The sequence below is a fragment of the Bacillus sp. mrc49 genome (assembly GCF_002803435.1).
The window spans coordinates 66,765-89,248 of record NZ_PHNG01000690.1 but is presented as its reverse complement, the minus strand read 5'-3'; the positions used below and the strand labels follow the sequence as shown (position 1 = coordinate 89,248).

At 41.8% G+C, this 22,484-nt stretch carries 20 protein-coding genes; 6 read left to right on the top strand and 14 right to left on the bottom strand.

Annotation, left to right across the window (positions count from 1 at the left end; translation table 11 throughout):
• Positions 1–19 precede the first annotated feature (19 nt).
• Positions 20–1,099, top strand: a complete 1,080-nt coding sequence (locus tag CVN76_RS13760; protein ID WP_100531721.1) for a glycosyltransferase family 4 protein — start codon at positions 20–22, stop codon at positions 1,097–1,099.
• 73 nt (positions 1,100–1,172) lie between these two features.
• On the opposite strand, the gene CVN76_RS13755 is transcribed toward CVN76_RS13760, so the two are convergent.
• From CVN76_RS13755 to CVN76_RS13745, 3 genes are all read right to left on the bottom strand, one after another.
• Positions 1,173–1,892, bottom strand: coding sequence for a sulfotransferase family 2 domain-containing protein (locus CVN76_RS13755; protein ID WP_100531720.1), 720 nt, complete (start codon positions 1,890–1,892; stop codon positions 1,173–1,175).
• A gap of 249 nt (positions 1,893–2,141) precedes the next feature.
• The gene (locus CVN76_RS13750; protein WP_100531719.1) at positions 2,142–2,855 is read right to left on the bottom strand and encodes a glycosyltransferase family 2 protein; all 714 of its coding nucleotides are present in this window, start codon (positions 2,853–2,855) and stop codon (positions 2,142–2,144) included.
• A 49-nt stretch (positions 2,856–2,904) separates the two neighbouring features.
• On the bottom strand, positions 2,905–3,804 hold the full coding sequence (locus tag CVN76_RS13745; protein ID WP_100531718.1) for an NAD-dependent epimerase/dehydratase family protein: 900 nt from the start codon (positions 3,802–3,804) through the stop codon (positions 2,905–2,907).
• A 509-nt stretch (positions 3,805–4,313) separates the two neighbouring features.
• Between CVN76_RS13745 and CVN76_RS13740 the strand changes: the two genes are divergently transcribed.
• From CVN76_RS13740 to CVN76_RS13730, 3 genes are all read left to right on the top strand, one after another.
• The gene (locus CVN76_RS13740) at positions 4,314–4,754 is read left to right on the top strand and encodes a hypothetical protein (protein WP_100531717.1); all 441 of its coding nucleotides are present in this window, start codon (positions 4,314–4,316) and stop codon (positions 4,752–4,754) included.
• 225 nt (positions 4,755–4,979) lie between these two features.
• Positions 4,980–6,212 carry a glycosyltransferase family 4 protein gene (locus tag CVN76_RS13735; protein WP_100531716.1) on the top strand — a complete coding sequence of 411 codons (1,233 nt, stop codon included), beginning with the start codon at positions 4,980–4,982 and terminating at the stop codon, positions 6,210–6,212.
• A gap of 138 nt (positions 6,213–6,350) precedes the next feature.
• A complete protein-coding gene (locus CVN76_RS13730) occupies positions 6,351–7,265 on the top strand; it encodes an NAD-dependent epimerase/dehydratase family protein (RefSeq protein ID WP_100531715.1) in 915 nt (304 codons plus the stop codon).
• A gap of 310 nt (positions 7,266–7,575) precedes the next feature.
• Here the strand turns inward: CVN76_RS13730 and CVN76_RS13725 are convergent, their stop codons facing one another.
• From CVN76_RS13725 to CVN76_RS13705, 5 genes are all read right to left on the bottom strand, one after another.
• A complete protein-coding gene (locus tag CVN76_RS13725) occupies positions 7,576–8,421 on the bottom strand; it encodes a dTDP-4-dehydrorhamnose reductase family protein (RefSeq protein ID WP_100531714.1) in 846 nt (281 codons plus the stop codon).
• A gap of 1 nt (position 8,422) precedes the next feature.
• Entirely contained in the window at positions 8,423–9,409 is a 987-nt protein-coding gene (locus CVN76_RS13720) for a polysaccharide biosynthesis protein (protein WP_061140292.1), read from the bottom strand.
• Entirely contained in the window at positions 9,402–10,493 is a 1,092-nt protein-coding gene (gene wecB, locus CVN76_RS13715) for a non-hydrolyzing UDP-N-acetylglucosamine 2-epimerase (RefSeq protein WP_100531713.1), read from the bottom strand. The genes CVN76_RS13720 and wecB overlap by 8 nt, the downstream gene beginning before the upstream one ends.
• Before the next feature lie 438 nt (positions 10,494–10,931).
• Positions 10,932–12,341: a DHA2 family efflux MFS transporter permease subunit gene (locus CVN76_RS13710; RefSeq protein ID WP_100531805.1), complete on the bottom strand. Its 1,410-nt coding sequence runs from the start codon at positions 12,339–12,341 to the stop codon at positions 10,932–10,934.
• A 666-nt stretch (positions 12,342–13,007) separates the two neighbouring features.
• Entirely contained in the window at positions 13,008–13,346 is a 339-nt protein-coding gene (locus CVN76_RS13705; protein WP_100531712.1) for a winged helix-turn-helix transcriptional regulator, read from the bottom strand.
• A 152-nt stretch (positions 13,347–13,498) separates the two neighbouring features.
• Here CVN76_RS13705 and CVN76_RS13700 point away from each other — a divergent pair, with 152 nt between their 5' ends.
• Positions 13,499–14,140: an NAD(P)-dependent oxidoreductase gene (locus CVN76_RS13700; RefSeq protein ID WP_100531711.1), complete on the top strand. Its 642-nt coding sequence runs from the start codon at positions 13,499–13,501 to the stop codon at positions 14,138–14,140.
• Positions 14,141–14,379: 239 nt separating this feature from the next.
• Here the strand turns inward: CVN76_RS13700 and CVN76_RS13695 are convergent, their stop codons facing one another.
• Positions 14,380–16,095: an ABC transporter ATP-binding protein gene (locus tag CVN76_RS13695; RefSeq protein WP_100531710.1), complete on the bottom strand. Its 1,716-nt coding sequence runs from the start codon at positions 16,093–16,095 to the stop codon at positions 14,380–14,382.
• Between the two features lie 209 nt (positions 16,096–16,304).
• On the opposite strand from CVN76_RS13695, the gene CVN76_RS13690 reads away from it, so the two are divergent.
• The gene (locus CVN76_RS13690) at positions 16,305–17,507 is read left to right on the top strand and encodes an MFS transporter (protein ID WP_157805663.1); all 1,203 of its coding nucleotides are present in this window, start codon (positions 16,305–16,307) and stop codon (positions 17,505–17,507) included.
• 86 nt (positions 17,508–17,593) lie between these two features.
• Here the strand turns inward: CVN76_RS13690 and CVN76_RS13685 are convergent, their stop codons facing one another.
• The 5 genes from CVN76_RS13685 to CVN76_RS13665 form a co-directional block, all read right to left on the bottom strand.
• Positions 17,594–18,856, bottom strand: coding sequence for a LysM peptidoglycan-binding domain-containing protein (locus tag CVN76_RS13685; RefSeq protein ID WP_100531708.1), 1,263 nt, complete (start codon positions 18,854–18,856; stop codon positions 17,594–17,596).
• 218 nt (positions 18,857–19,074) lie between these two features.
• Complete coding sequence (locus CVN76_RS13680) at positions 19,075–19,824, bottom strand: (S)-benzoin forming benzil reductase (protein ID WP_100531707.1); 750 nt, start codon at positions 19,822–19,824, stop codon at positions 19,075–19,077.
• An 80-nt stretch (positions 19,825–19,904) separates the two neighbouring features.
• Positions 19,905–21,362, bottom strand: a complete 1,458-nt coding sequence (cls, locus tag CVN76_RS13675) for a cardiolipin synthase (protein ID WP_061140299.1) — start codon at positions 21,360–21,362, stop codon at positions 19,905–19,907.
• A gap of 185 nt (positions 21,363–21,547) precedes the next feature.
• Complete coding sequence (locus CVN76_RS13670) at positions 21,548–21,811, bottom strand: metal-sensitive transcriptional regulator (protein ID WP_100531706.1); 264 nt, start codon at positions 21,809–21,811, stop codon at positions 21,548–21,550.
• Between the two features lie 166 nt (positions 21,812–21,977).
• The gene (locus tag CVN76_RS13665; protein ID WP_100531705.1) at positions 21,978–22,421 is read right to left on the bottom strand and encodes a CoxG family protein; all 444 of its coding nucleotides are present in this window, start codon (positions 22,419–22,421) and stop codon (positions 21,978–21,980) included.
• Positions 22,422–22,484: the final 63 nt, after the last annotated feature.

The window sequence follows — 22,484 nt, the reverse complement described above, 5'->3', positions numbered from 1 at the left end:
TTTTATGAGGAGGGGAAGAATGAATATTTTGTTTGTTTTCTACGTTCCGAGTGGCGGTGTGGAAACATTGAATCGGCAGCGATTTATCGCGCTGAAAGAGCGCGGTATCCATGCTCATTTTCTTTATTATGAAAACAGAAGGAAATACTTGAATGACCATAGTGCCCCAACATTCGTAACGAATGACAATGATGAAATCAAGGAAATATTGGAATATGGGAACTATGCCGCTATCGTCATCGTTTCGGATTTCAATACTTTGCCCAGATTCAGGTCCATGGGCTATAAAGGAAAAATGATCATAGAAATACAGGGATATGGTCCGAAACATGTCGCCAGAAAGGCACTTACCAATGCCATTGAAGTTGTCAATGAACATGCAGATGGGTTCCTTAATCCGAAAACGCCACATATCATGCAGCTATTGGATGAACTTTACCCGTCCTTTCCAACTTTCTCTTTTAATAATTGTTTTGATACCACTCAATTCTCACACAAAGAAATGTCCTTGGATGGCTATAAAAAAATCGCCTGGATCGGAAGAATCGAAGATAACAAGAATTGGAGTGAATTCCTGAAGATAGGATATCAACTAATCAACAATTACAATCCGGATATCCGATTACTTATGTTTGAAGACCCCACATTAAGTGACCCCATTGAAAGAAACAAATTCGATAAAACGGTCAGGCGGTTAAATTTGAAAAGCAGACTTACTTTGCACTCGAATGTTCCGAATTCGCAAATGGCCGATTTTTTCTCTGTAATCGGGGATTCAGGTGGCTTTTTATGTTCCACCTCCAAGGTGGAGGGGGCTCCTTATGCATTGCTTGAAGCAATGAGTTGCAGGTGCCCGGTGCTCACGACCGATTCCGATGGTGTAAGAAGTTCCATCATCCATGATCAAACAGGGAAATTTTATACGTTAGGCAACATTGATAGTGCCGTCAAAGAGGCGAAGGAGCTAATGAATAACGAGAGCCTGAGGGAAAGTATACGGGAGAACGCGCTTGAGCACGTAATCAAGAATTTCAGTCCAGATTTATATGCCCGCAATTTCATCGAAATGCTCGAAACCCTAGGAATATCCTCTGAATAGTAAGAAAAACAGCCGGAATTATTTCTTTCCGGCTGTCGTTTATTTTATTGAGACATTTCCCTAGCTGTTTAATTCAGGAGCCCTGCTTAAGCTTGAATTCTTCCAATTGCTGACGCTCAACTACTGTCAACGTTTGAAGCTTTTCATGAAGCAGTTCCTTTGCAAAATCGTATAGGGACATATCCAGGTGGTTATATTGCTTGATTAAGTTTATTAATTCCGATGGTATTTCTTTTTTTGCCAGTCGTTTTTTTGTAATATTTTTTCTAGTATAGTGTATATCTTCCCAGGTAAGTTGCTTTTTCAAGCAATAAAGGGTTTCATTGAACAACTCGGTGACTCCAACCACTGAAAATGTTTTAAGATTCTCCTTCGCTTTTTCCAAATCAGGTATTTCCTTACTCCCGCATACCATCAATGTTTGCAGATTCGATGCTTCGGGACCTTTTACTACAAATTCCTCCAATGACATATCTTTTACCATTTCGTAACCTGGGTAGTCCCTTAAAAAATAATAAGCGGAAATGACCCGATCTACAGGGTCGCGCAGCATCGTAAAATAATGGAATGGTTTTGAAAACTCCTCATGTATTCCATAGAAATAATGACCGGAAACCGCTTTGATATTCCTCTTTTCCTGTTCCGTTAACTCGGACAGCTTCATCATCTTCTTTTCGAACGAGTCATGATCATATATTTCTCTAAGTTTGTATTGTTTTTTTAATATTTCATTGATCGTCGTTCCCCCTGTTTTGGGAACATGCATAAAAATATCCAGTACACCTTCAGACATAAATGTACTCCCCCCTCTTCCAAAAAGCTCTTTTTATGAATGGGCTGTTTTCTCATACTTTGTTGCCATTCACCAAGTAATCCGGTGTAGTCGATTTACCCTCAGGTGCTCATCATTATAGAAGGCCGGCAGTGAGCCTCGCGTGAACCTTGTATTGTCCCGCCTATCCAGCTGCTCAAGCAGGAGTCCGCCACTCCAATCAACCTTAAATCGTTTCATTTGAAAAACAACGATCCTTACGAAAAGAGTCTATAAATTTTTCAAGTTCTTTTTAAGAATTGGACGATAATGGCTTTCAATCGTGAGAATATCCGCTAGCATTTCAGGCTGGAATCTACTTGTACCAGACCCTTCGTGTATCCTGAATTTTGTGAGAACTTCATCCAGATAATACATTTTATACCCATTGACTAACAGACGAAGCCACATTTCATAATCATGCGTATAACGGTGATAGGTATTAAAATAGCCGACCACATCGAATACGTCCTTCTTCAACACCACGGTGCAGCCATTCACGGCATTACGAAGTAAAAATGCATGGTACACTCCGTTTTCTATATCCGTAAAGCGTTCTCCCGTCCAAGACAGAATGATTTCTTCGTCCTTATTGATACTATCAAAATTCGTAAAGCTCACCTCTGCATCATGTTCGAGCATAAAGGAAATTTGATTTGATACCTTTTCTGGCAGAAAGTAATCATCCGAGCTTAACCATGCGACATATTCACCCGCAGCAGCATGGATTCCATGATTCAACGCAGTAGCGGTTCCCCCGTTTTCTTTTTTTTCATAACGGATTTTCGTAAGGAATGGCTCGATTTTCTCAGTGAAATCGGTCGATCCATCATCCACCACGATGATTTCTATGTTCGTATAAGTTTGATCAAGTGCACTTTGAATGGCTTGATCGATATAGGGGCAATTATAAAATGGAATAATGATTGATACTTTCGGCTCCATTGCCTACCCTCCCAAAATAACTTTCACTTAATATAGGCCCTTTTCTTCGTCAGTTTAACTCTCGGTAAAAGGTAAGGATATCCCTTATAGATGTTTCAAGCGGAATACTTGGCTTCCATCCCAAATTCACCAGCTTAATAGGTTGGATTGCTGGCTTATTGTCGATTAAATCATTGCTCTGTGCGCTCATTTTTATTTCTTCCTTCGTTACAGTCCTATACCCTTCAATGATTTGCCCCAAAGAACAAGTATGACCTGAAGCAACGTCATACGTTTCGCCAGACTTCCCATCCTTCAACAGAAAATCATAAGCTCTCACTGCATCTCTAACGTCCAAGAAATCACGTTGAGCGTTGGGATTTTCGACTTCAAGCACCTTTTCTGATCCTTTCTTTTCCATTTCAATGATTTTTTGCGCAAAAATGGAACAAACCCCAGTGGATAAACCTGGTCCGATCAAATTGGACGGCTTGGCAATGATGACTTCCATGTTATATAAAGCTGCCCAGGATTCTGCAATAAGTACTTGAAGTGTCTTACTCAAACTATAAGGATGGGGAATCGAATTGAGGGAGGCAGGGTCAAATTGGAGAGCTGAGCCAACTATCACGATTTTGCAGGTTGGACTTTCCCTGCGTAAGGCATCGATCAAGTAGGCTGTGGACATGGAATTTGCCTCTAAAGTCGATAATGGATCCACCCATGATGCACCAACGTGATTTTGGCCTGCCAAATGAAGGACATACTGAGGTTTGATCTTTTTGACAAGCTGATAAACCTCGTTGCCGTTCGTAAGATCACAATATTCCATGGTAATCTGAGCATCTACATTTATCTTTTTCCGTGAAACGGCTGTAATGTCATAGCCTGCTTTTAAAAAATGGGCACATGCATGCTGGCCCGTGAATCCGCTTGCCCCTGTGATTATTAATTTCCTTCGTTGCTTCATTGACTTCTCATCCATTCGTTAATGATCTAAATAACCGCTACGATTGCCCTATGTTTAATGTCTGTCCAGTGAGCGGCAGGAAAGACCTTATTTCCTCCTCCAAACCAACTTGTGAAGCCATCCATCTCTAGCGGTGCATGAATCGCCATCTTAAACACAGTTTCCCTATTACATTATGTCTGCATCTTCTTGATTGCCATGGGCTGTTCTCACATCCACAGCCCAAAGGGGAAATTAACTCATTTGGGCCCCATGCCGGACCGTTGTACCCTCTTTCCTCTAGCTCCACATCGGCGACCACACTCGAAGACAGAATAGTTCTTGAACGTATGAAGGGTAACCGTTTGTTTGCCCATTGAAACTGAAGGGCAAACTCCCTTGAAGTCCTGGACATAGGCTTCCCCGCTGAAAATCCGACTATTTTTTTTGATAGTGAACAACTCGTCTATACGAATCATGCGCCACTTTAATATATTAGAGTATTCCATAATAAAAGAGGTGTTAACAATATGGGGAAATTTTTAGATGCTCAGACTTCACAGAATGCTAGTTATCGGGATTCCATTTCCATACCTGTAAGTGCAACTCCAGCGTTGTTCGGTTCATTGGGGCTTAATACGACCGGATCCGGAGCTAATCTTCGAGTTGAATTCACTTTCACGGCTACTTTAAGCAGCTTGGCCGCGATTTTGACTCCCATCAACATCGAGATTTACAGGGGCTCAGGTGTCGGCAGGGTTCTAGTTTATTCCGCTCAACAAACCTTACCGGTAGCTGGTTTGGGGGTTGCCTCCGAAACGATCATTTCATTGTCCGGTGCGGACTTTAATCCACCTGCACCCAGTAACTTTTTGGTCTATCAAGCATTCATCAGCACACCTAGCGGGATCGTCATCGCACCGACCCGTACTGGACCGGAGAGTTTTTTCGCAGCTGCTTATTCCAACTGATTGATTCTTAGCGGTAAATGGTGATGTTGCGCCATTTTTGAATAGCTTCAGGGCGGGTACTAAATGGTGGGACAAGTACCCGTCCTTATATATTTCATGTTTTCTATTTGCCCCCTAAACCAGCTACATAATGTGTTGGCTCTTGACAGCCCATTTTTAGCGAATGCTCATAACGAGTTACATAACGCTCGATCATTCAATAATATGAACAAAGGGGAGATTGCCATGAAGATATTACTTGCCACTTTTTGGGTCACGCCACATGTTGGCGGTGTCTGGAACTATATGCAGCAATTAAAGGATAAGCTTGTAACATTAGGGCATGAGGTCGACTTTCTTAGCTACGGTGAAAATCATGAATATGTCCACATCATTAACGAAAACCGCAGGATAGATATGGATGAATTGCTTTCCGAAGAGGTTTTACAATACATGAAACAGCATAATTCCCCCACTCATCCTGATCCAATCATCCACTATTACGAAACTCGGTGTGATTTCTTTCAGAAGGGGGCCGATTATTTAGGACTGGAAAAATATGATGTCATTCATACGCAAGATATCTTTTCAACTGTCTGCATTAACCGGATCAGAGCGAAAGAAACAGCGCTCGTCGCTACGCTTCACGGTTGTGTTGCCCATGAACTTAGGAGTGCTTACTATAGCTCTAAAGTCCCTAAACAGAGCATCGCAAAAGAAGGCCGTGATCATTTTGATCAATTGGAATATGATGGGGCGACTTCTGCTGACCATACGATAGTGGCGAATGAATGGATGAGGGATGTATTAACTGATGAATTTAAAGTTCCAAAAGAACAACTGAGTGTTTTTCATTATGGCTATGATACCGAGGCCTTCCTGAAACGGGTGGATGACAAAACCGAAATCGAACGACCCGAAAAGAAGAAAGTGCTAATTTATACAGGCCGGCTGAGTGAGTTCAAAGGAGTGCATCATTTATTACATGCACTATCTCAATTAAAAAAATCCAGAACCGATTGGGTTTGCTGGATTGCTGGGGACGGCCCGATGGAAACGGAGCTGAAAAATAAAACGAAAGCTCTTCGTTTGGAAGATGATGTGGTCTTTTTAGGCAGACGGGATGATATTCCTTATTTATTATCCATTTCGGATATCTTTGTACTGCCTACTTTGATGGAAAATCAACCTTTGTCGGTAATAGAAGCGCAAATCTCCGGAATGGCTGTCATTGCCAGTGATGTTGGAGGAATTCCTGAAATCATTGATCATGGAATCACGGGGGTATTATCACCTGCCGGGGATGAGCAGATGTTATCCACCCATATCCAATATTTATTAGAACATGATTCCTATCGCAACAATCTTGGAGTTAATGCCCTGACGTGGGGAATGGATCATTGGTCCCCAGATAAAGCGGTTCAAAATGTGCTGGGTGTATACGAAAATGCATTATCCCAAAAGAGAAATAATATCTAGCTACAAAAAGATGCTGACCGGCAATTGGATTTCAGCATCTTTCTGTAGCTTTTTTTCTAAAGAATGCTAGGTAACAGCTTAAGCCAATATGAATCAGCTAACATACAATACTAAAAATAGATAAAAGGGGTATGATGCATGAAGGCTATAGTAACTGGTGGGGCGGGGTTCATCGGTTCCCACCTTGTGGAAGAACTTATCATGAATGGTGCCGAGGTACATGTATTGGATAATATGATATCCGGACACATCGATTATGTACATCCCAATGCCGTCATCCATACTGAAGATATACGCAGCAAGGAAGCTGCTCAAACGATCATGAAGGTAAAGCCTGACGTGGTCTTCCATCTGGCAGCACAGGCAGATGTGGCTCGCTCCATCCTCGATCCCCAGTATGATGCTGATGTTAATGTCAACGGAACGATCAATATGCTCAAGGCATGTCAGGAAGCTTCTGTAAGGAAGCTGATTTTCTCTTCCACTTCAGGAGTCTATGGGAATTTACAGAAGGACTTGATCTCAGAAAGTGACCCGACCGGACCGGTTTCTTATTATGGTCTATCCAAGTTAGCGGCGGAAGCTTATATCCGTATTTTTCATCAGCTATATGGTCTCGAGTATACGATTCTCCGTTATGGAAATGTGTATGGTCCTAGACAGACGGCAAAGGGTGAAGGCGGAGTCGTCGCTGTCTTTTTAGAAAGGATAAAAAAAGGGCTGCCTTTACGCATACACGGTGATGGTGAACAAACGCGTGATTTTATCTATGTGAAGGATATTGTCAGAGCAAATACCGCCTCGGTTAATCACGGCAATCAAGAAACGATCCAGGTCAGTACTGCACAAAAAACATCAGTAAACCAACTGCTGAATATGCTTACGCAAATACATGGCTCTGCCGTGGAAACCCTTCATTCAGTCGAAAGGACTGGCGATATCAAGCACAGCTGCCTCGATAACAGGAAAGCCCGGCAATCGCTGAATTGGGATCCAAAGACAGATATCTTTCAAGGGTTATCCGAAACCTATTCTTTCTCAAGTGAACGGTAGTTACCTGGACATTCTCAAGAACCTTTTGATGAGGTGCCAATCGATGATTCTTCGGGTTAAGGGAATTCCATGACTTAACCCTTCTTTCTTATAAAAATAAACCTAAGCAGGAACTAACTCAATAATGATAACGCTTACATTTTGTTCAACTCCCCGCCAGGAAACTTGATTCATCCACCTTTATCATCACTAAAAAGTGGATACCATTTAATAGGATGGAGTTTTTTGGCTCGCCCTATTAAATGGTAAGTTTCCTGTACGAAGAGATAGTTACATACCGAGTCCATTCTTAATTGAATGTCATGATAACTTATTCAAACGTTTGTCCGGATTTCTTTTCCATCCATTTTTTCAATTCCGCTAACATCTCTTGGTACGTAGGCATTTTATATTGAAAATCAATTCTTGTATTCTTTATGGATCGATCTAAATGCATGGATGAATCAGGAATGATTTCGACATCGGTTTTTTGAAAAATTTGCTGCAGCAATTTTAATAGTGCCGCTTTTGATATTTTTTCATCTGACCCAAGATGATATAATCCAGTAATCTTCTGCTGAATCATCCTGTCCAGCACCTTAGCCAGTTCGAGCGTTGTCACCCCGTTCCAAAACACTTTTTCGAATCCCTTGATCTCACCTTTTTGCTTCATGAACCAAAGAAATAAACCAATTCCGTCTTCCTTTAACTCCGGTCCAATAATGGAGGTACGGATGGTCAAATGTTTTTCACTTATTATTTCACCCAAGTGTTTTGATTGACCATAAATCGTGGAACTATCAGGTGTATCCTTCTCCGTATAATCCCCTGTTGAACCTGAAAAGACACAATCCGTACTAATATGAATCAATTTCCCATTATTGCGTTCAGTCAGCTTAACAAGCTGATGCGGAAATACACTGTTAACCTGAAAAGCTAGTTTTGTATTATCACTTGCATGATCATTTAAAATACCGATGCAATTTATCGTGATGTCCGGTTTCACCTTATCCATTACTTCTTCAAGACTCGTTACGTCGGTTACATCCAAATACAATCCCTTTACATCATTCGGATCCCGCGTCGTATATGTTACATGATACTTGGAGTCCTGAGTGAAATAGTCTTTTATTACATGGCCTGCCATTCCTTGTCCACCAAGTACTAGTACCTTCATGTTAAATGAAGCCCCCATTCTTTAACATTTCCTTGATTTTTGATTTATCGATCAACCCAGTGGCAGAGTTATAATCTTCCAAACTGACAGGCTGGTATTGGGCATAATGCTCCTTTATCCCCTTGATGTGGATGGCTGGAAGGATGACATAATATTCATCATCATAAGCAATGGCCGTCGTGCTTTCATATTCCGATAGCAGGATTTCATGGAGCTTTTCGCCCGGACGTATACCCAGGACCTCGACTTCCACATCTGTCTTTTTCGATGCTTCGATCAACACTTCAGCAAGGTCGATGATTTTACAGGAAGGCATCTTCATCACGAATATTTCTCCGCCGACACTTTCAAACGTTGCTTTGAATACTAATTTTATCGCTTCTTGAATGGTCAAAAAGAACCTGGTCATATTCAAGTCGGTTATACCGATTTTCCCTTTTTCTTTAATTTGCTTTTTGAAGACGTGAATGACGCTTCCGTTGGTTCCTAAAACATTGCCACCGCGGATACACACGAATCTGGTTTTCGTGTTTAACGTATTAGCATGGATGATCAATCTTTCCGCCATAGCTTTTGAAAGACCATAAAAATTGGATGGATTGGACGCTTTGTCGGTGGAAATGTTCACCACGGAATGTACATTACAGCTAATGGCTGCTTCTATTACATTCTGTGTTCCTATCACGTTCGTTTTTAGCGCTTCGATCGGTTGATCTTCACATACAGGCACATGCTTTAAAGCTGCCAAATGGAAAATATAATCGACACCTTGGCATGCCTCTACCAATGCTTCCTTTTCTTTTACGTCGCCAATGATGAATTGCAGCTTTGGATTATTATCGAATTCCTGTTTCATCGTGAATTGATTTGATTCATTCCTGGAGAAAATCCGAATTTCACTTGGTTCAAAATCCAATAATTGCCGAACCAATTCATATCCCCACGAGCCTGTACCGCCTGTTACTAAAATTTTACGATTCTTAATCAATTTCATGGCCTCCCAGTATAATTTTAAGGACTTTATCTGATACGTTTTTATGGTCGTACCCCTCTGGAAAAGACCAGTCTTTTTGTTGGTTAACCATAATGTTCACACAATTGAGGATTTGTTTAGCATTTATCCCCGATAACATATTACTGCCAGACTCAATCGTTTCCGGCCTTTCAGTCGTTTTCCGGACGGTAACGGCAGGAACATGGAATAAACAACATTCTTCTTGGACGGTACCACTGTCGGTCAATACACAATAGGCATTTTTCTCAAGCTTCACGAAGTCGAAAAAACCGAAGGGCTCGTGAAATTCAATCAGCGGGTGTACATCTAATTGGGGACTGCGTTCTATGCGGGATTTTGTCCGGGGATGTAAACTGCAAATGACTCTTTTTTGATACGTTTCGGCAACTAAATTAATGCCCTTCATGATTTCAAGCAAACGGTCTTCATAATCAACATTTTCCGCACGATGGATAGTTACGAGGAAATAATCCTCTTTTTCCAAGTTGATTTTGTCCAAAATAAAGCTTTGCTCAATCTCATTATTGAAGTGGTTCAAGACCTCATGAATCGGGTTTCCCGATAAATAGATCCTTTTACTTGGAATTCCTTCGTTCAACAGATTCTCCTTACTTTGAGGTGTGTAAGGTAAATTCAAGCTTGAAACGGCATCGATGATCCGTCGGTTTTTCTCCTCTGGTACTTCAAGATCAAAGCAACGGTTTCCAGCTTCCATGTGAATGACCGGTATTCCCAGTCTTTCTGCTAGAATGGAGCTGAGCCCGGAGTTCGTATCCCCCAACACCAATACTTTATCCGGCTTTTCATTTAAGAGGATGGTTTCCAAATCCTTGAAAATGGCAGCTAACTGTTCGCCGAGGGTTTTCTGTTGATTCAGCAAGACATAATCAGGCTTCCTTACCTGAAGCTGTTGGAAGAAAATCTCACTTAAGGATGAGGTGAAATTCTGTCCGGTGTGTACGAGAATATGTGAATCGGCATACTGATCCAATTTCTTTATAATGAGACTTAATCTGATGATTTCAGGCCGAGTCCCTAATATGGTCATTACTTTCACGATTTGCACTCCTTACTCTTTTCTAGTATGTGTCCTCTCCGTCTACCCTTTATTGTATGCACCTCAAATCCTATTGATATAGGCTAACCTATTAGATTTAAGCCTCTATTTAAGCAATTAGCGGCTTTTAAACGCCACTTCCGTCCAAGGCCCACGATGCGATGAATGATCGTTCCCCGCCAAAAAAGGACTTGGAGTATCTCCAAGTCCTTTCATGCTCTAGACAAGCTTGTTGAAATACAGCTTGTCTAGAGTCTTTTTATAAGTGTGTCCAAGGCACTCGATTGGACGCGTTTTAACACAGGAGTCTTGCAAGCCAACTCCACTCCAATAAGTTTTAACATTTAGGCAGTGCTTTTTTCCGATCTATTTGTTCTGCATCGTCGATAACGGTGAACAACGGGGGGCTGTTCATATAGTGATAGAAGGTTTTCCTTGTTATGCTGTTTTCTTTTTAAGGAATAGGGCTGTCATAAAACCGATGCAGCATAAAACAAGTGCGAACCAATACGCATGATGGAAACCATATGTCATCGCTTCGTTCAACAATCCTTTTGTAGGCGTCACCCCTGCTTGTTCCAAGAAGCTTGTCCGGCCATGCGTCATGATACTTACGAGAGTGGAAACCCCTAAAGCACCTGCCATTGGTTGTAATGTATTCGACATGGCTGTTCCATGCGGAAACAAGTGAGGCGGCAATTGGTTGAGAGCGCCTGTTTGAGACGGCATCATGATGGATGCGATTGACAACATCAATGCCATATAGACCAAGATAAATGCCCAGGCTGGTATAGAAGATGACATGGTACTATAAATAATGATAGTCACCATCAATAGGAATGTTCCAGGAATGATCAATTTTCTTGAGCCATACTTATCAAATAATATCCCAATTTTCGGTGATAAAGCACCATTTAACAAGGCTCCTGGCAATAATAGCAATCCAACTGTTTTCGCCTCATATCCAAGTGGTCCTTGTCCAAACATCGGCAGCAGGACTTGGGAAGAGAACATGATGATACTGATCATGACGAATAAAACCATACCTTTTGAAAACTCTTTATACGCGAACACGCGTACATCCAATAAAGGTTGCTCCAATTTTAACTGTCGACGGACGAACGCCACTAAGCTCATACTACTTATCACAATGATAATCCAGATGGTGCTTGAAGATCCTGTTCCGGATCCTTCTCCTATGCTGCTGAAGCCATAAATCGTCCCGCCGATCCCGATTGTGGATAGCAAAATCGAGAGGATATCCACACGCGGACGAGTCACCTCTCCTACGTTCTGCAGTAATTTCCATGCAAACAGCACGATAAAAATTGCGAACGGAATAATGATTATGAATAACCAACGCCATCCTAACGTATCCACGACAATGCCTGATAGCGTCGTTCCCGCTGCTGGGGCGAACATGATGACGATCCCGAATATACCCATGATTCTTCCGCGTCTGTCAGGTGGATACATAAGAAGGACCGCATTCATCGTAAGCGGTATGGACACTGCCGTCCCGACGGCTTGCAACATACGTCCCACTAACAACATTTGAAAGTTCACTGCACAAGCTGCAACCACGGTTCCAATTAAGAAGATGGTCATAATTCCAATATACAGTTGCCTCGTCGTGAACCATTGAATCAATAATGCAGAAACGGGCATCAATATACCCATGACGAGCAGAAAACTGGTCGCCAACCATTGTACGGTAGAAGCATCGACGTGAAACACATCCATTAACTTTGTCAAAGCAATATTCATTGATGTTTCATTTAAAATGGCGAAAAATGCTCCCACCATGAAAGTCATCATAATCGCTTTCGAGTTTACTTTTGTATCTATTTTTCCATTCATTCCATTTCCCCCAATGATAGCACTCCGACTCATATCGTAGCGCTCAATACAGTTAATGCACTTTATTAATACAGCAGCACAGAATAAAACGGCAAGATCAATTCGTATGGAAAAGCTGTGCGCATAATTGAACTCGATCCATGGTTCATATTAAATGGTTAGTGTTTATTTTGTAAGTAGTCTCTTTTACATAACATGGTTATATAAAGGGTACCTTTGTGATACGAAAGGGAATGAATAGCCATAAAATCATTTTAATTAAATATTCAGAATGAAGAGGACATAGAAAACCCTCTCATAAAATAAAAAGGAACTTTTTGTAAGGATTTTTGTTTTTAAGGTAAGGTTGATTGGAGCAGATTGCAAGTACCCTGCGGGAGCAGCGGGACAGATGAGCCCTTATTGTAAAGCTGGGCATTGGAGGGGAAATCAACCACACCGCATTGCTTTGGTAATAGCAACAAAGCAGGCGAAAACAGCCAATAAAAAAACACCGTTAAGATCACTTACGATGTCCTAACGGTGTTTCATAGGAAAAGCTTTAAAAAGGATGTCTGAAAGGTTACGCTATTTACCGCAATCATTTCCTATCATCCAACGTTAACTTCAGGAATTTTCACTGCCTATTTACCAATAAGGAGCGAGCTGAAACTTTCATTGATTGTTCGCATATTTTCGTCCCCACGCGCCCATACTTTCCATCGTAGGTATAAACTGTTTTCCAGCTTCCGCTAGGGAATACTCGACTTTTGGAGGCACTTCTGGGTACACTTTTCTTATAACCATTCGATCCGCTTCTAGTTCACGCAGCTGACTTGTTAAAATACCTTTGGAAATGCCCGGAACCAATCTTTGTAATTCCCCGAATCGTTTTGTTCCTTTAGTAAGTTGCCATAAAATAATGATTTTCCATTTACCCGCGATTACGTTTTGCGTTTCTGTAATGGGACAAAATTCTGGTTGTTCCTGATCTAAATTACCTTTCTGTACCATATCCAATCCCCATCCTCTCTTATGGTCTTGTTTTTAAGACTATGTTACATAAAAATAACTACTTACATAATCACGTCTAATGTAATATTATATGACCATGGTTCGATATACAACCTAATGACAATAAATTAATTTTTTTGGAGGAATTCACCATGAAGATTGGAATTATCGGCGCAAACGGCAAAGTAGGACGCCTTATTATGAAAGAAGCGATTACGAAAGGGCATGACGTTACAGCCATCGTACGAAACGCAGCAAAAATTACGGACACAGACGTAAACGTTTTGGAGAAAGATCTTTTTAGTCTTACATCATCCGATGTTAAGCCATTTGACGTTGTCGTAAGCACGTACAGAGCTCCGGATGGAGAAGAACATCTGTATGTTGAATCCGGTAAAGCGTTGATTGAGGCTTTCAAAGGTGCTCCGAATACGAAATTAATGGTTGTAGGCGGCGCAGGCAGTCTATTTGCAGACGAAGAGAAAACAACAAGATTGTTTGAAACACCTGGTTTCCCTGATTTTGTTATTCCGACTGCATCCAATGCAACGAAACAATTGGTTGAGCTAGAAAATAGAGAAGACATCACATGGACATACATTAGTCCTGCTTCATTCTTCGATCCAGAAGGAATACGCACAGGATCTTACAAAATAGGAAAAGATCATGTCATCGTAAACAGTCAGGGAAATAGTTATATCAGTTATGCTGACTACGCGATTGCCGTTGTAGATGAGATTGAGAATCCAAAACACGTCAATCAAAGATTCACGCTTGTGGGAGAAGCAGAATAAAGAAAAGGGCCCTTCCACCAAAAATGTGGAAGAGCCCTCTTTATGTCGCATGTTTCCCTTTGCAGTTAATGGGGGTTAACTTTAGGTTCAAAAGAAGTTCGAGATTTAATAATGCCGAATCTCTTTTGTCTACAAACTGAACGCACTTGGCATTTATCCAAGTTCATTTTGTGCACCATCATATCACTGCTTAAGGAGATTGCATAAGCGCCATCAATCTCCAGGGATTGGTTTGGCAATCATTTTTGAAATTGTAATTGATGAAGATTGGCAAAAATGCCGCCCTTCTTAAGCAAATCATCATGACGTCCCTCTTCGGCAATACCTTCTTCCGTAACCACGATGATTTTGTCAGCGTTCCGAATGGTTGCCAATCGGTGCGCAATGATCAATGTCGTCCGGTTTTCGGCAAGTTCCGTAAGGGCCTGCTGAATGATTCTTTCAGTCTCCGTATCAAGGGCGGAGGTTGCTTCATCGAGAATCAATATTGGCGGATTTTTCAAGAACATCCTCGCTATCGCAATCCTTTGTTTCTGTCCTCCCGATAGCTTCAGGCCCCGTTCCCCGATTTGAGTCTCATAACCATCTGGAAGTCCTCCGATAAAAGATTCCAAATGGGCCTTACGAGCAGCTTCATGAATTTTTTCATCCGTCGCATCAAGCATTCCATAAGCGATATTTTCCTTTAATGTACCTGTAAAAAGGAATACATCCTGCTGGACAATCCCAATTTGGGACCGCAACGACTTTTTCGTCATCTCCCGGATATCGATTCCATCAATGGAAATGGAGCCCGCATTCACATCGTAAAATCGGGGGATCAATGAACAAATCGTCGTTTTCCCTGCCCCTGACGGACCTACAAATGCGATCGTTTCCCCAGCATTTATCGTTAAATCGATACCTTTTAATACAGGCTTTTTGTCTTCATAATTAAACGATACCTGTTTAAAAGCTATATCCCCCAAAAGGGAATTGACTGCGATGGCATCACTTTTATCGACTACATCAGGAGCGACGTCAAGCAGTTCAGTAAATCGCTTGAAACCTGCCATCCCTTTTGGATAAAGCTCCATCAAAGCACTGATTTTGTCGATTGGCTTGAATAACACGTTGACATATAATACGAAAGCCACTAATTCCCCGTTAGAAAGCTGCCCATGGTAGGTTAACCAAGCACCCATCACCAATACGGCCAGGGTCATGAATCTCGTCATCATGTATATGCCCGATAAGCTGAACGACATCACTTTATATCCAACGAGCTTCGCTTTGCGGAACTTGCGATTATTCGTTGAAAACCTGTCCATTTCATATGCTTCATTCGTGAAGGATTGAACGACCCTCACTCCTGAGACACTATCCTCGACACGGGCATTGACATCGGCAACCTCTGTATACATTTGCTTCCACGCTTTATTCATCTTTAAATTGCTTATGACAATTAATAAAACGAGGAGCGGCAATATACAAACAGATACGAGTGCCAGTTTCACATTGATGGTCAGCATGATCCAAAAGGCACCGACAAAAGTCATGAAGGCAATGAATAAATCTTCAGGACCATGGTGGGCGAGTTCCCCGATATCGAACAGGTCATTGGTGATACGGCTCATGATATGGCCTGTTTTCGTGTTGTCAAAGAAACGAAAAGATTGCTTTTGCACATGTTGGAATAATTCCTCACGCATATCCGTCTCAATATTTATGCCTAGTTTGTGACCCCAATATCCTACAATGAATTGCAGGAAGGTACTAATGATATAAATCAGCAATAAACCTGCACTTACAGTAACAATTGCAGACCAGTCATCGCCAGGCAGCAGCGTATCTATAAACCACTGAACCGCGAGAGGGAATGCGAGTTCAAGTACAGCAACAACGACTGCACTGAAAAAGTCGATAATGAATAACCGCTTATGCGGCAGATAATATGAAGCAAAACGTCGAATCATCAAATTTTCTCCTTTTATACATATACTAAGGAGTATAATTCGATATTGGATATTCGGCAAGCATTACGGTTTCATGTAGATGAAATATGGTAAAATCATCTGTATAAACCAAACCGGCCCGACCCATGGAAAACAAATCAAGGAGTGAATCCAATGTAACGATTACAACCATTCTATTAAACTAAAAAAATCTTATAAGGATGGTATTCATGAAAAATAGATCGTTTCGCTTCCTATGGGTCGGGCAAGCATTTGCAAATCTCGGTGATATATTTTATGTAGTCGGGTTGATTTCACTCATATATGCCATGACGGGATCGGCCTTTTATTTGAGTTTGCTTCCGTTCACCACAACGATTTTCCGGTTTATCAGCAGTTTGCTTGCGCCACTCGTTATCGACAGGTTCCCATTAAAAAAGATCCTTGTCCAATCGCAATGGTGGAAGACAATCCTGCTCGTTATCATGGGAATCACCCTTCATTTCAGTCACGGTTCTGCCATTGTCGTCATATGCTTCATTGCTTCGATCTCATTATTGGATGGAGTCGCTGCCCCAGTGAGTGCAGCTTTGGTTCCGCAATTGGTCCCGGCAAAAGAACTGATGAAAGCGAATGGTTTCCTGAATGTACTCACGCAGACCATCTTTGTAGCAGGATGGCCACTTGGTTCCGTGTTATTAATCAATACGAACAGCCAGTTCATCATTTGGTTTACGGTCATCTTATTTGCCGCATCAACGGGCCTTGCTGTGAAAATGGAAGTTCATGAGGAACAAACTACAGGCCACACCCATCCATCCAGCTGGGATTCGATTACATCCGGATGGATGGCGATTCGTCAAATCCCAACCATCCGCACCCTCATTTCGCTTGATTTCATAACATCTTTAGCTTCAAGCGTTTGGGTGGCTGCCGTAATATATGTATATGTTGAACAGAACTTGCAATTAAGTGAGGAATGGTGGGGATACATCAACACAAGCTACTTCATCGGCATGATCATCAGTGGATTGATCGTCATCCGTTTTGCCAGATTCATTGAAAAGCATACCCGTGACTTCATTATCATCGGGCTGTTACTCAATTCCTTGCTGATCCTGTTTTTCGGATCGACAACGATGCCTGCATTGGCTTTGTTGTTTGCATGTCTGTACGGATTCCCAGAACAAATTCGCGATGTAATCTACACCAAGCTGTTCCAAGATCACGCATCGGAAAAGACGTTAGCCAAAATTCATGCCGTTTGGGGAGCGGTAATCAACCTTACATTCGCCGGCTCTGTCTTATTATTAGGATATATAACGGAAACATATGGTGTCAAAACGACGTTTCAATTTTCTTCCGCAATCGTGTTCCTAGCCTTTCTTTATGCCCTTCTAAAAAGGAAGGAACTGGGCAGGAAAGAGTCTTAAAGCATCAACATATCGGAAAAGGAGCCTTGTTTAAGGCTCCTTTCAGTTTGTTGACAAAACGCCCACTATTCCTTCACATAATCATGCTATTTTATAATCATAATGTTCTGATTCAAAAACGCCCAATTTTGCGGAAATGCCAAACCGATTTGCCAATACGTTGCACCAATCAGTTCATAAGCATCAATCATTTCGTATTTTGCACTAATCGAACGGATATCTTCATACCAAACGACATGTTTTGCATCTTCTCTCCAATAGGAATAGGTAGGGGAAGCCGCTGTCGTATCAAAATAGATTTCGGCTCCCATTGCAATTGACAAATTTTGGGCACTTTGAGCCGATAAGGCTTTTGTCTCATGACTTGGGATAATCCAGTCATACCCATACATGGGGAATGCCGACTGCAATTTATATTCAGGTATATTCGTCAACGCATACCGGAGAACCTCGACCATCCACCAAAGCGGGGAAATCGGTTCCGGCGGACCAGTTGGGTACCCATAATCAATCGTCATGATTGCAACAAGATCAGCTGCCTCCCCAATCCCCCGATAATCATGCCCCCCGACAATGCGATTGTCAGGGTTATCTGCCGTTTTTGCATGCACGTTCACATGTAAGGTCAGTTCGTTCAACTCTTCCTTTAACTCCTTTAAAAATTGGACATAATCGGAACGTCTAGCGGGAGGAATGAATTCGATATCCATACTGACTCCCCCATATTCCCTCTGCCTGACGAAATTAAGCAAACTATTGATTAAATTCCGCCTGGATACTGAACTTGCGAGGACTTCTCCTGCTAAATCGGCATCAAAATCACCGTTTTGAAAATTGCGAAGCATCAACAGCGGCGTCACCCCTGATTGCTTGCATTTCACGATAAGCGGTCGATCATCGCTTTCAACGTAAGCATTTCCCTCCCTCGTAAAGGAATAAGCTACAATCGCTAAATAAGTTAATTTATCACCATGCTCTTCAAGAGTCTCAAACACCGCTCCTCCTGAAGTCGGAAAGGCAAAGCCAAGCGTGATCAATTGGTTTTTATAAGGCGACGGAATCAAAATTTCCGTGCCTACCTTCAAAGAGTTTGCGACAATGCCTGGATTGGCCTTGATGATGGATGCTGCACTCGTGCCGAAACGACGGGCAACCATTGAAAGTGTATCCATGCTTTTTATGATATATTTTCGGTTTGCGACGGCTGCATCCGGTATATACAACGCCAGGCCAGGAACCAAAGCAGTTGAGTCCAATCCATTGACTTCCATTATCCGCGACGGGGTAACTTGATTTTTTTCGGCGATTCCCCAAAGACTATCACCTTTTTCCACAACAATGATCGTCATTTACACCCCTCCAAACTCCCTTCAAGAAGTTTATGATATTCAGGCATTTGGATAGAACGGATTCTCACAAATTCACGGAGACGAATATCGCCTTAGCCTGTTCGATCAAAAGCGACTTTAACTTGCCAATAAGCAAATCTCATCAAAAAAAGGAGGCAATCCAAAAGGATGCCCCCATGTAATTCACCTGCTTCCCGATCCATTCATCCTTTCAGCCTTCAAAGCAAATCCTTAATATCATAGAACTTCCCATTCTCCAAATCTCCCGCGTCAAGTAGCTGCAGCAGTTTTTCAGCTACCAATTCAGGGCTCCTCAGCAGCCCCTTGTCTTTATATTCATGAAATTTGTCCCGATCGGCAAAGTCTTGCTCATCTGCTGACCGGATCGTCCCCTGCATATCCGTATCCATTACACCAGGAGAGAAAGAAATGAGAGACGCAGGGAAAGGTGCTTCACCTTGTTCCAATCCTGCCACCCTTGTGAACATTTCCAGTCCAGCCTTCGTACTGCAATATGCGGCCCAGCCATGGTAAGGATTTTTTGCGGCTCCTGATGAGATGTTGACCACTACCTTCTTCCTGTCGGAATCCTTTGTTTGCTTAATGAATTCATCGGTCAAGACGGCGGGTGCCATGAAATTAACTCTCATGCTCGTTTCCAAGGATTCTTGGCCTAGATTTCCAATCGGCTTAATCGGGTCAATGACACCTGCATTATTAATGAAATATATATCACTTTTTGCATCGACTTCCATGAGCATTTCCCGGACTAACGAACTAAGCTTTTCCGTTTCCTTTAAGTCCATCGGAAGGAAAGTGAATTTCGTCCCCGATTGGCTAGCCACCCCCTCCCACTCGGGATCTTTCGTACGAGATATCAAAATGCATCGATCCCTTGAGCCCAAAACTCGCTTGGCAATGGCAGCCCCTAATCCTTTTGATGCTCCTGTTATGATAAAAGTTTTCATGATATATCCCCCTTTTTTTTCGACACCATCATTGTAACAAAAAAAGCGGTCCCTTTTGTAAGGACCGCTTCATTTAATGATTATAAAATAGGTGAAAGCAGCCTTGCAATCGATTCTTTAAAGCGGATCCATTTCGATCGTTTTTCAAATTCTTCAATAGTAAGCTGCCTGCAGACTTTGACATCCTTATAAAAAAACCTGGTCAGCGTTTCCGCCATTCCTTCATCGTAAATGAAGGCATTGACTTCAAAATTCAATTTAAAGCTTCGGACATCAATATTCGCCGTCCCAACAGAAGAAACCTCCTCGTCCACCACGATCATCTTTGCATGGATGAAGCCGTTATCGTAGATATAAACCTTGGCTCCCGCCCTTAATAATTGCCCTGCATTGTATGTTGTTGCCCAATAAACGAAAAGGTGATCAGGTTTATTCGGTATCATGATTTTAACATCCAATCCTGACAAGCTGGCAATCCTAAGTGCATCCAATAAACTTGCATCGGGTATGAAGTAAGGGGTTTGAATGAGAATTGATTTCTTTGCTGAAGAAATTAATTTAATATAGCCATTTTTGATTTGTTCCCATTCGGAATCCGGCCCACTCGTCACGATTTGCAAATCTATATTGCCTTGAGGCTCTAAAGTAGGAAAATAATGAGGTTGATAAATGATATCATGGTTTTTGGAAGCCTGATTCCAGTCCAGGATAAAACGCGTTTGAATGGCTTTGACGGCAGATCCCATTATGCGAAGATGAGTATCACGCCAGTAACCGAATTTCGGATTGAGTCCCAAATATTCATCCCCGACATTGAATCCGCCCACATACCCTACCTTTCCATCAATGATGACGAGCTTTCGATGGTTACGGAAGTTCAGGCGTAAATTAATAAACTTCAACTTGGAAGGAAAAAATGCTTCGACTCGGCCGCCAGCCTGCCTAAATTCCTTGAAAAAGCTTTTTGTCATTCCCCTTGACCCCAACTCATCATATAGCAAGCGGACTTTGACGCCTTCATTAGCCTTTTTAGTCAAAGCTTCAAGGAACCGTTTACCAAGACCGTCCCTTTGAATGATGTAATATTGTACATGAATATGGTTTTCGGCCGCTTCAATATCTTTAAAAAGCTGTTCAAACTTCTTTTTTCCTTCCGTAAATATGTCCACCCTATTATCTTCAGTCAGAACGGCATCATTGTTCCTCAGATGCATATAGATCAAATCCCGATAATGACTAGATGACGTATTTCGAAACGGAAAATTCTCCGTTGAAAGTTCCTCCATCTGTTTATCCAATATTTCTTCGATCCCAATCTTCTTTTTATCCTCCCATTGGAATAAATGGGCATGTCTTAAGCTAGTGCCAAAAAGAAGATATAAAATAAAACCAACTACAGGCAAAAAATATAACACCAATAACCAGGCCCAGGTCGTGCTCGCTTCTCTTCTTTCAAAAAATATAACGATCGTTGCGAATAATATATTAAGAATGATAACGAGGCCGAGCAAAACTGATGTAACATGCGTAAATTCCATAGCATACCCTCACTCAAATTTTATCCCTTTAAGGATACCATGCAAATTCTTTATATCAAAGGATTTGCTTATTAGAAAAGGAAAACAGAGAATTCGCAAAAAAGGGCCTCTTCCTTCAGAGGCCCAACATCCACTTATTAAATGATTTACCGTCCATCCTGTTCAGGCCGCAAGGGCAAAACGGCCTATCTGCTTTTCACCAGCAAATTGACGGCTTCCTTAACGAGCTCCTCGGGGTTCTTTTCTCCCGTTTCATTAGCCTCGCGGACACATTCCACAAAATTGGAGCTTACGATAACCCCGATTGTCCGGTCGATTGCAGACCTAGTCGCGGATAGCTGCGTTACAACATCCCGGCAATCTTTATTTTCTTCCATCATTTTCAATATCCCGCGAAGCTGTCCTTCGATTCGCTTCACTCTATTTTTCATTTGCTTTTCATATTCCATGTGAGGCCTACCTCCTGCCATACCTATAGCTTATCATTTTTAGCCGGCTTCATCCCCTAGCGGCTTCCGCTTAAAATGAAGCTGAATAAAATTGTTACAAATTATAATACATATCCCCTAGGTATGATTGTCAAGTGCCTATAGCATCTATAGTCGATATGTATAACTATTTATGCAGGAGGAGATTTTGTGCTATAGCCTCGGAAAACTCGATTGTCATTTGAGGAACATAGGTTTTGAGCAAGGCATTGGCAATTGGGGCTTTTGCTCCTTTTGCGACGATGGCGAGACAGCCTGTCATTTTAGTTTCTGCCATTCCATATTTTTCAGCTAAAAAATAGCCATACCCATCAAATTTTTCATTTATTCCCTTAAGTTTGAATGTCACCTTGTCCGGTTCGTTCCATTCCAATATATTCACTTCAAGCTTAATTTTCTTTTTCATCAATCCCAGGTCGCCTTTAAACTCCCATATGAGTGTTTCATCATCCACCATCTCGTGATTGATATAACCGGGGACAAGGGGTGCCCATCGATCTATGACACTGACAAATCCCCATACGTTTTCAATTGACACTGGTAAAATGATACTATGCAGTCCTTCCGACAAAGCAGTACCCCCTTAATCATTTTCCTTCCATCCTTTTACTGTATGCCTGGATCAGGCAGACCA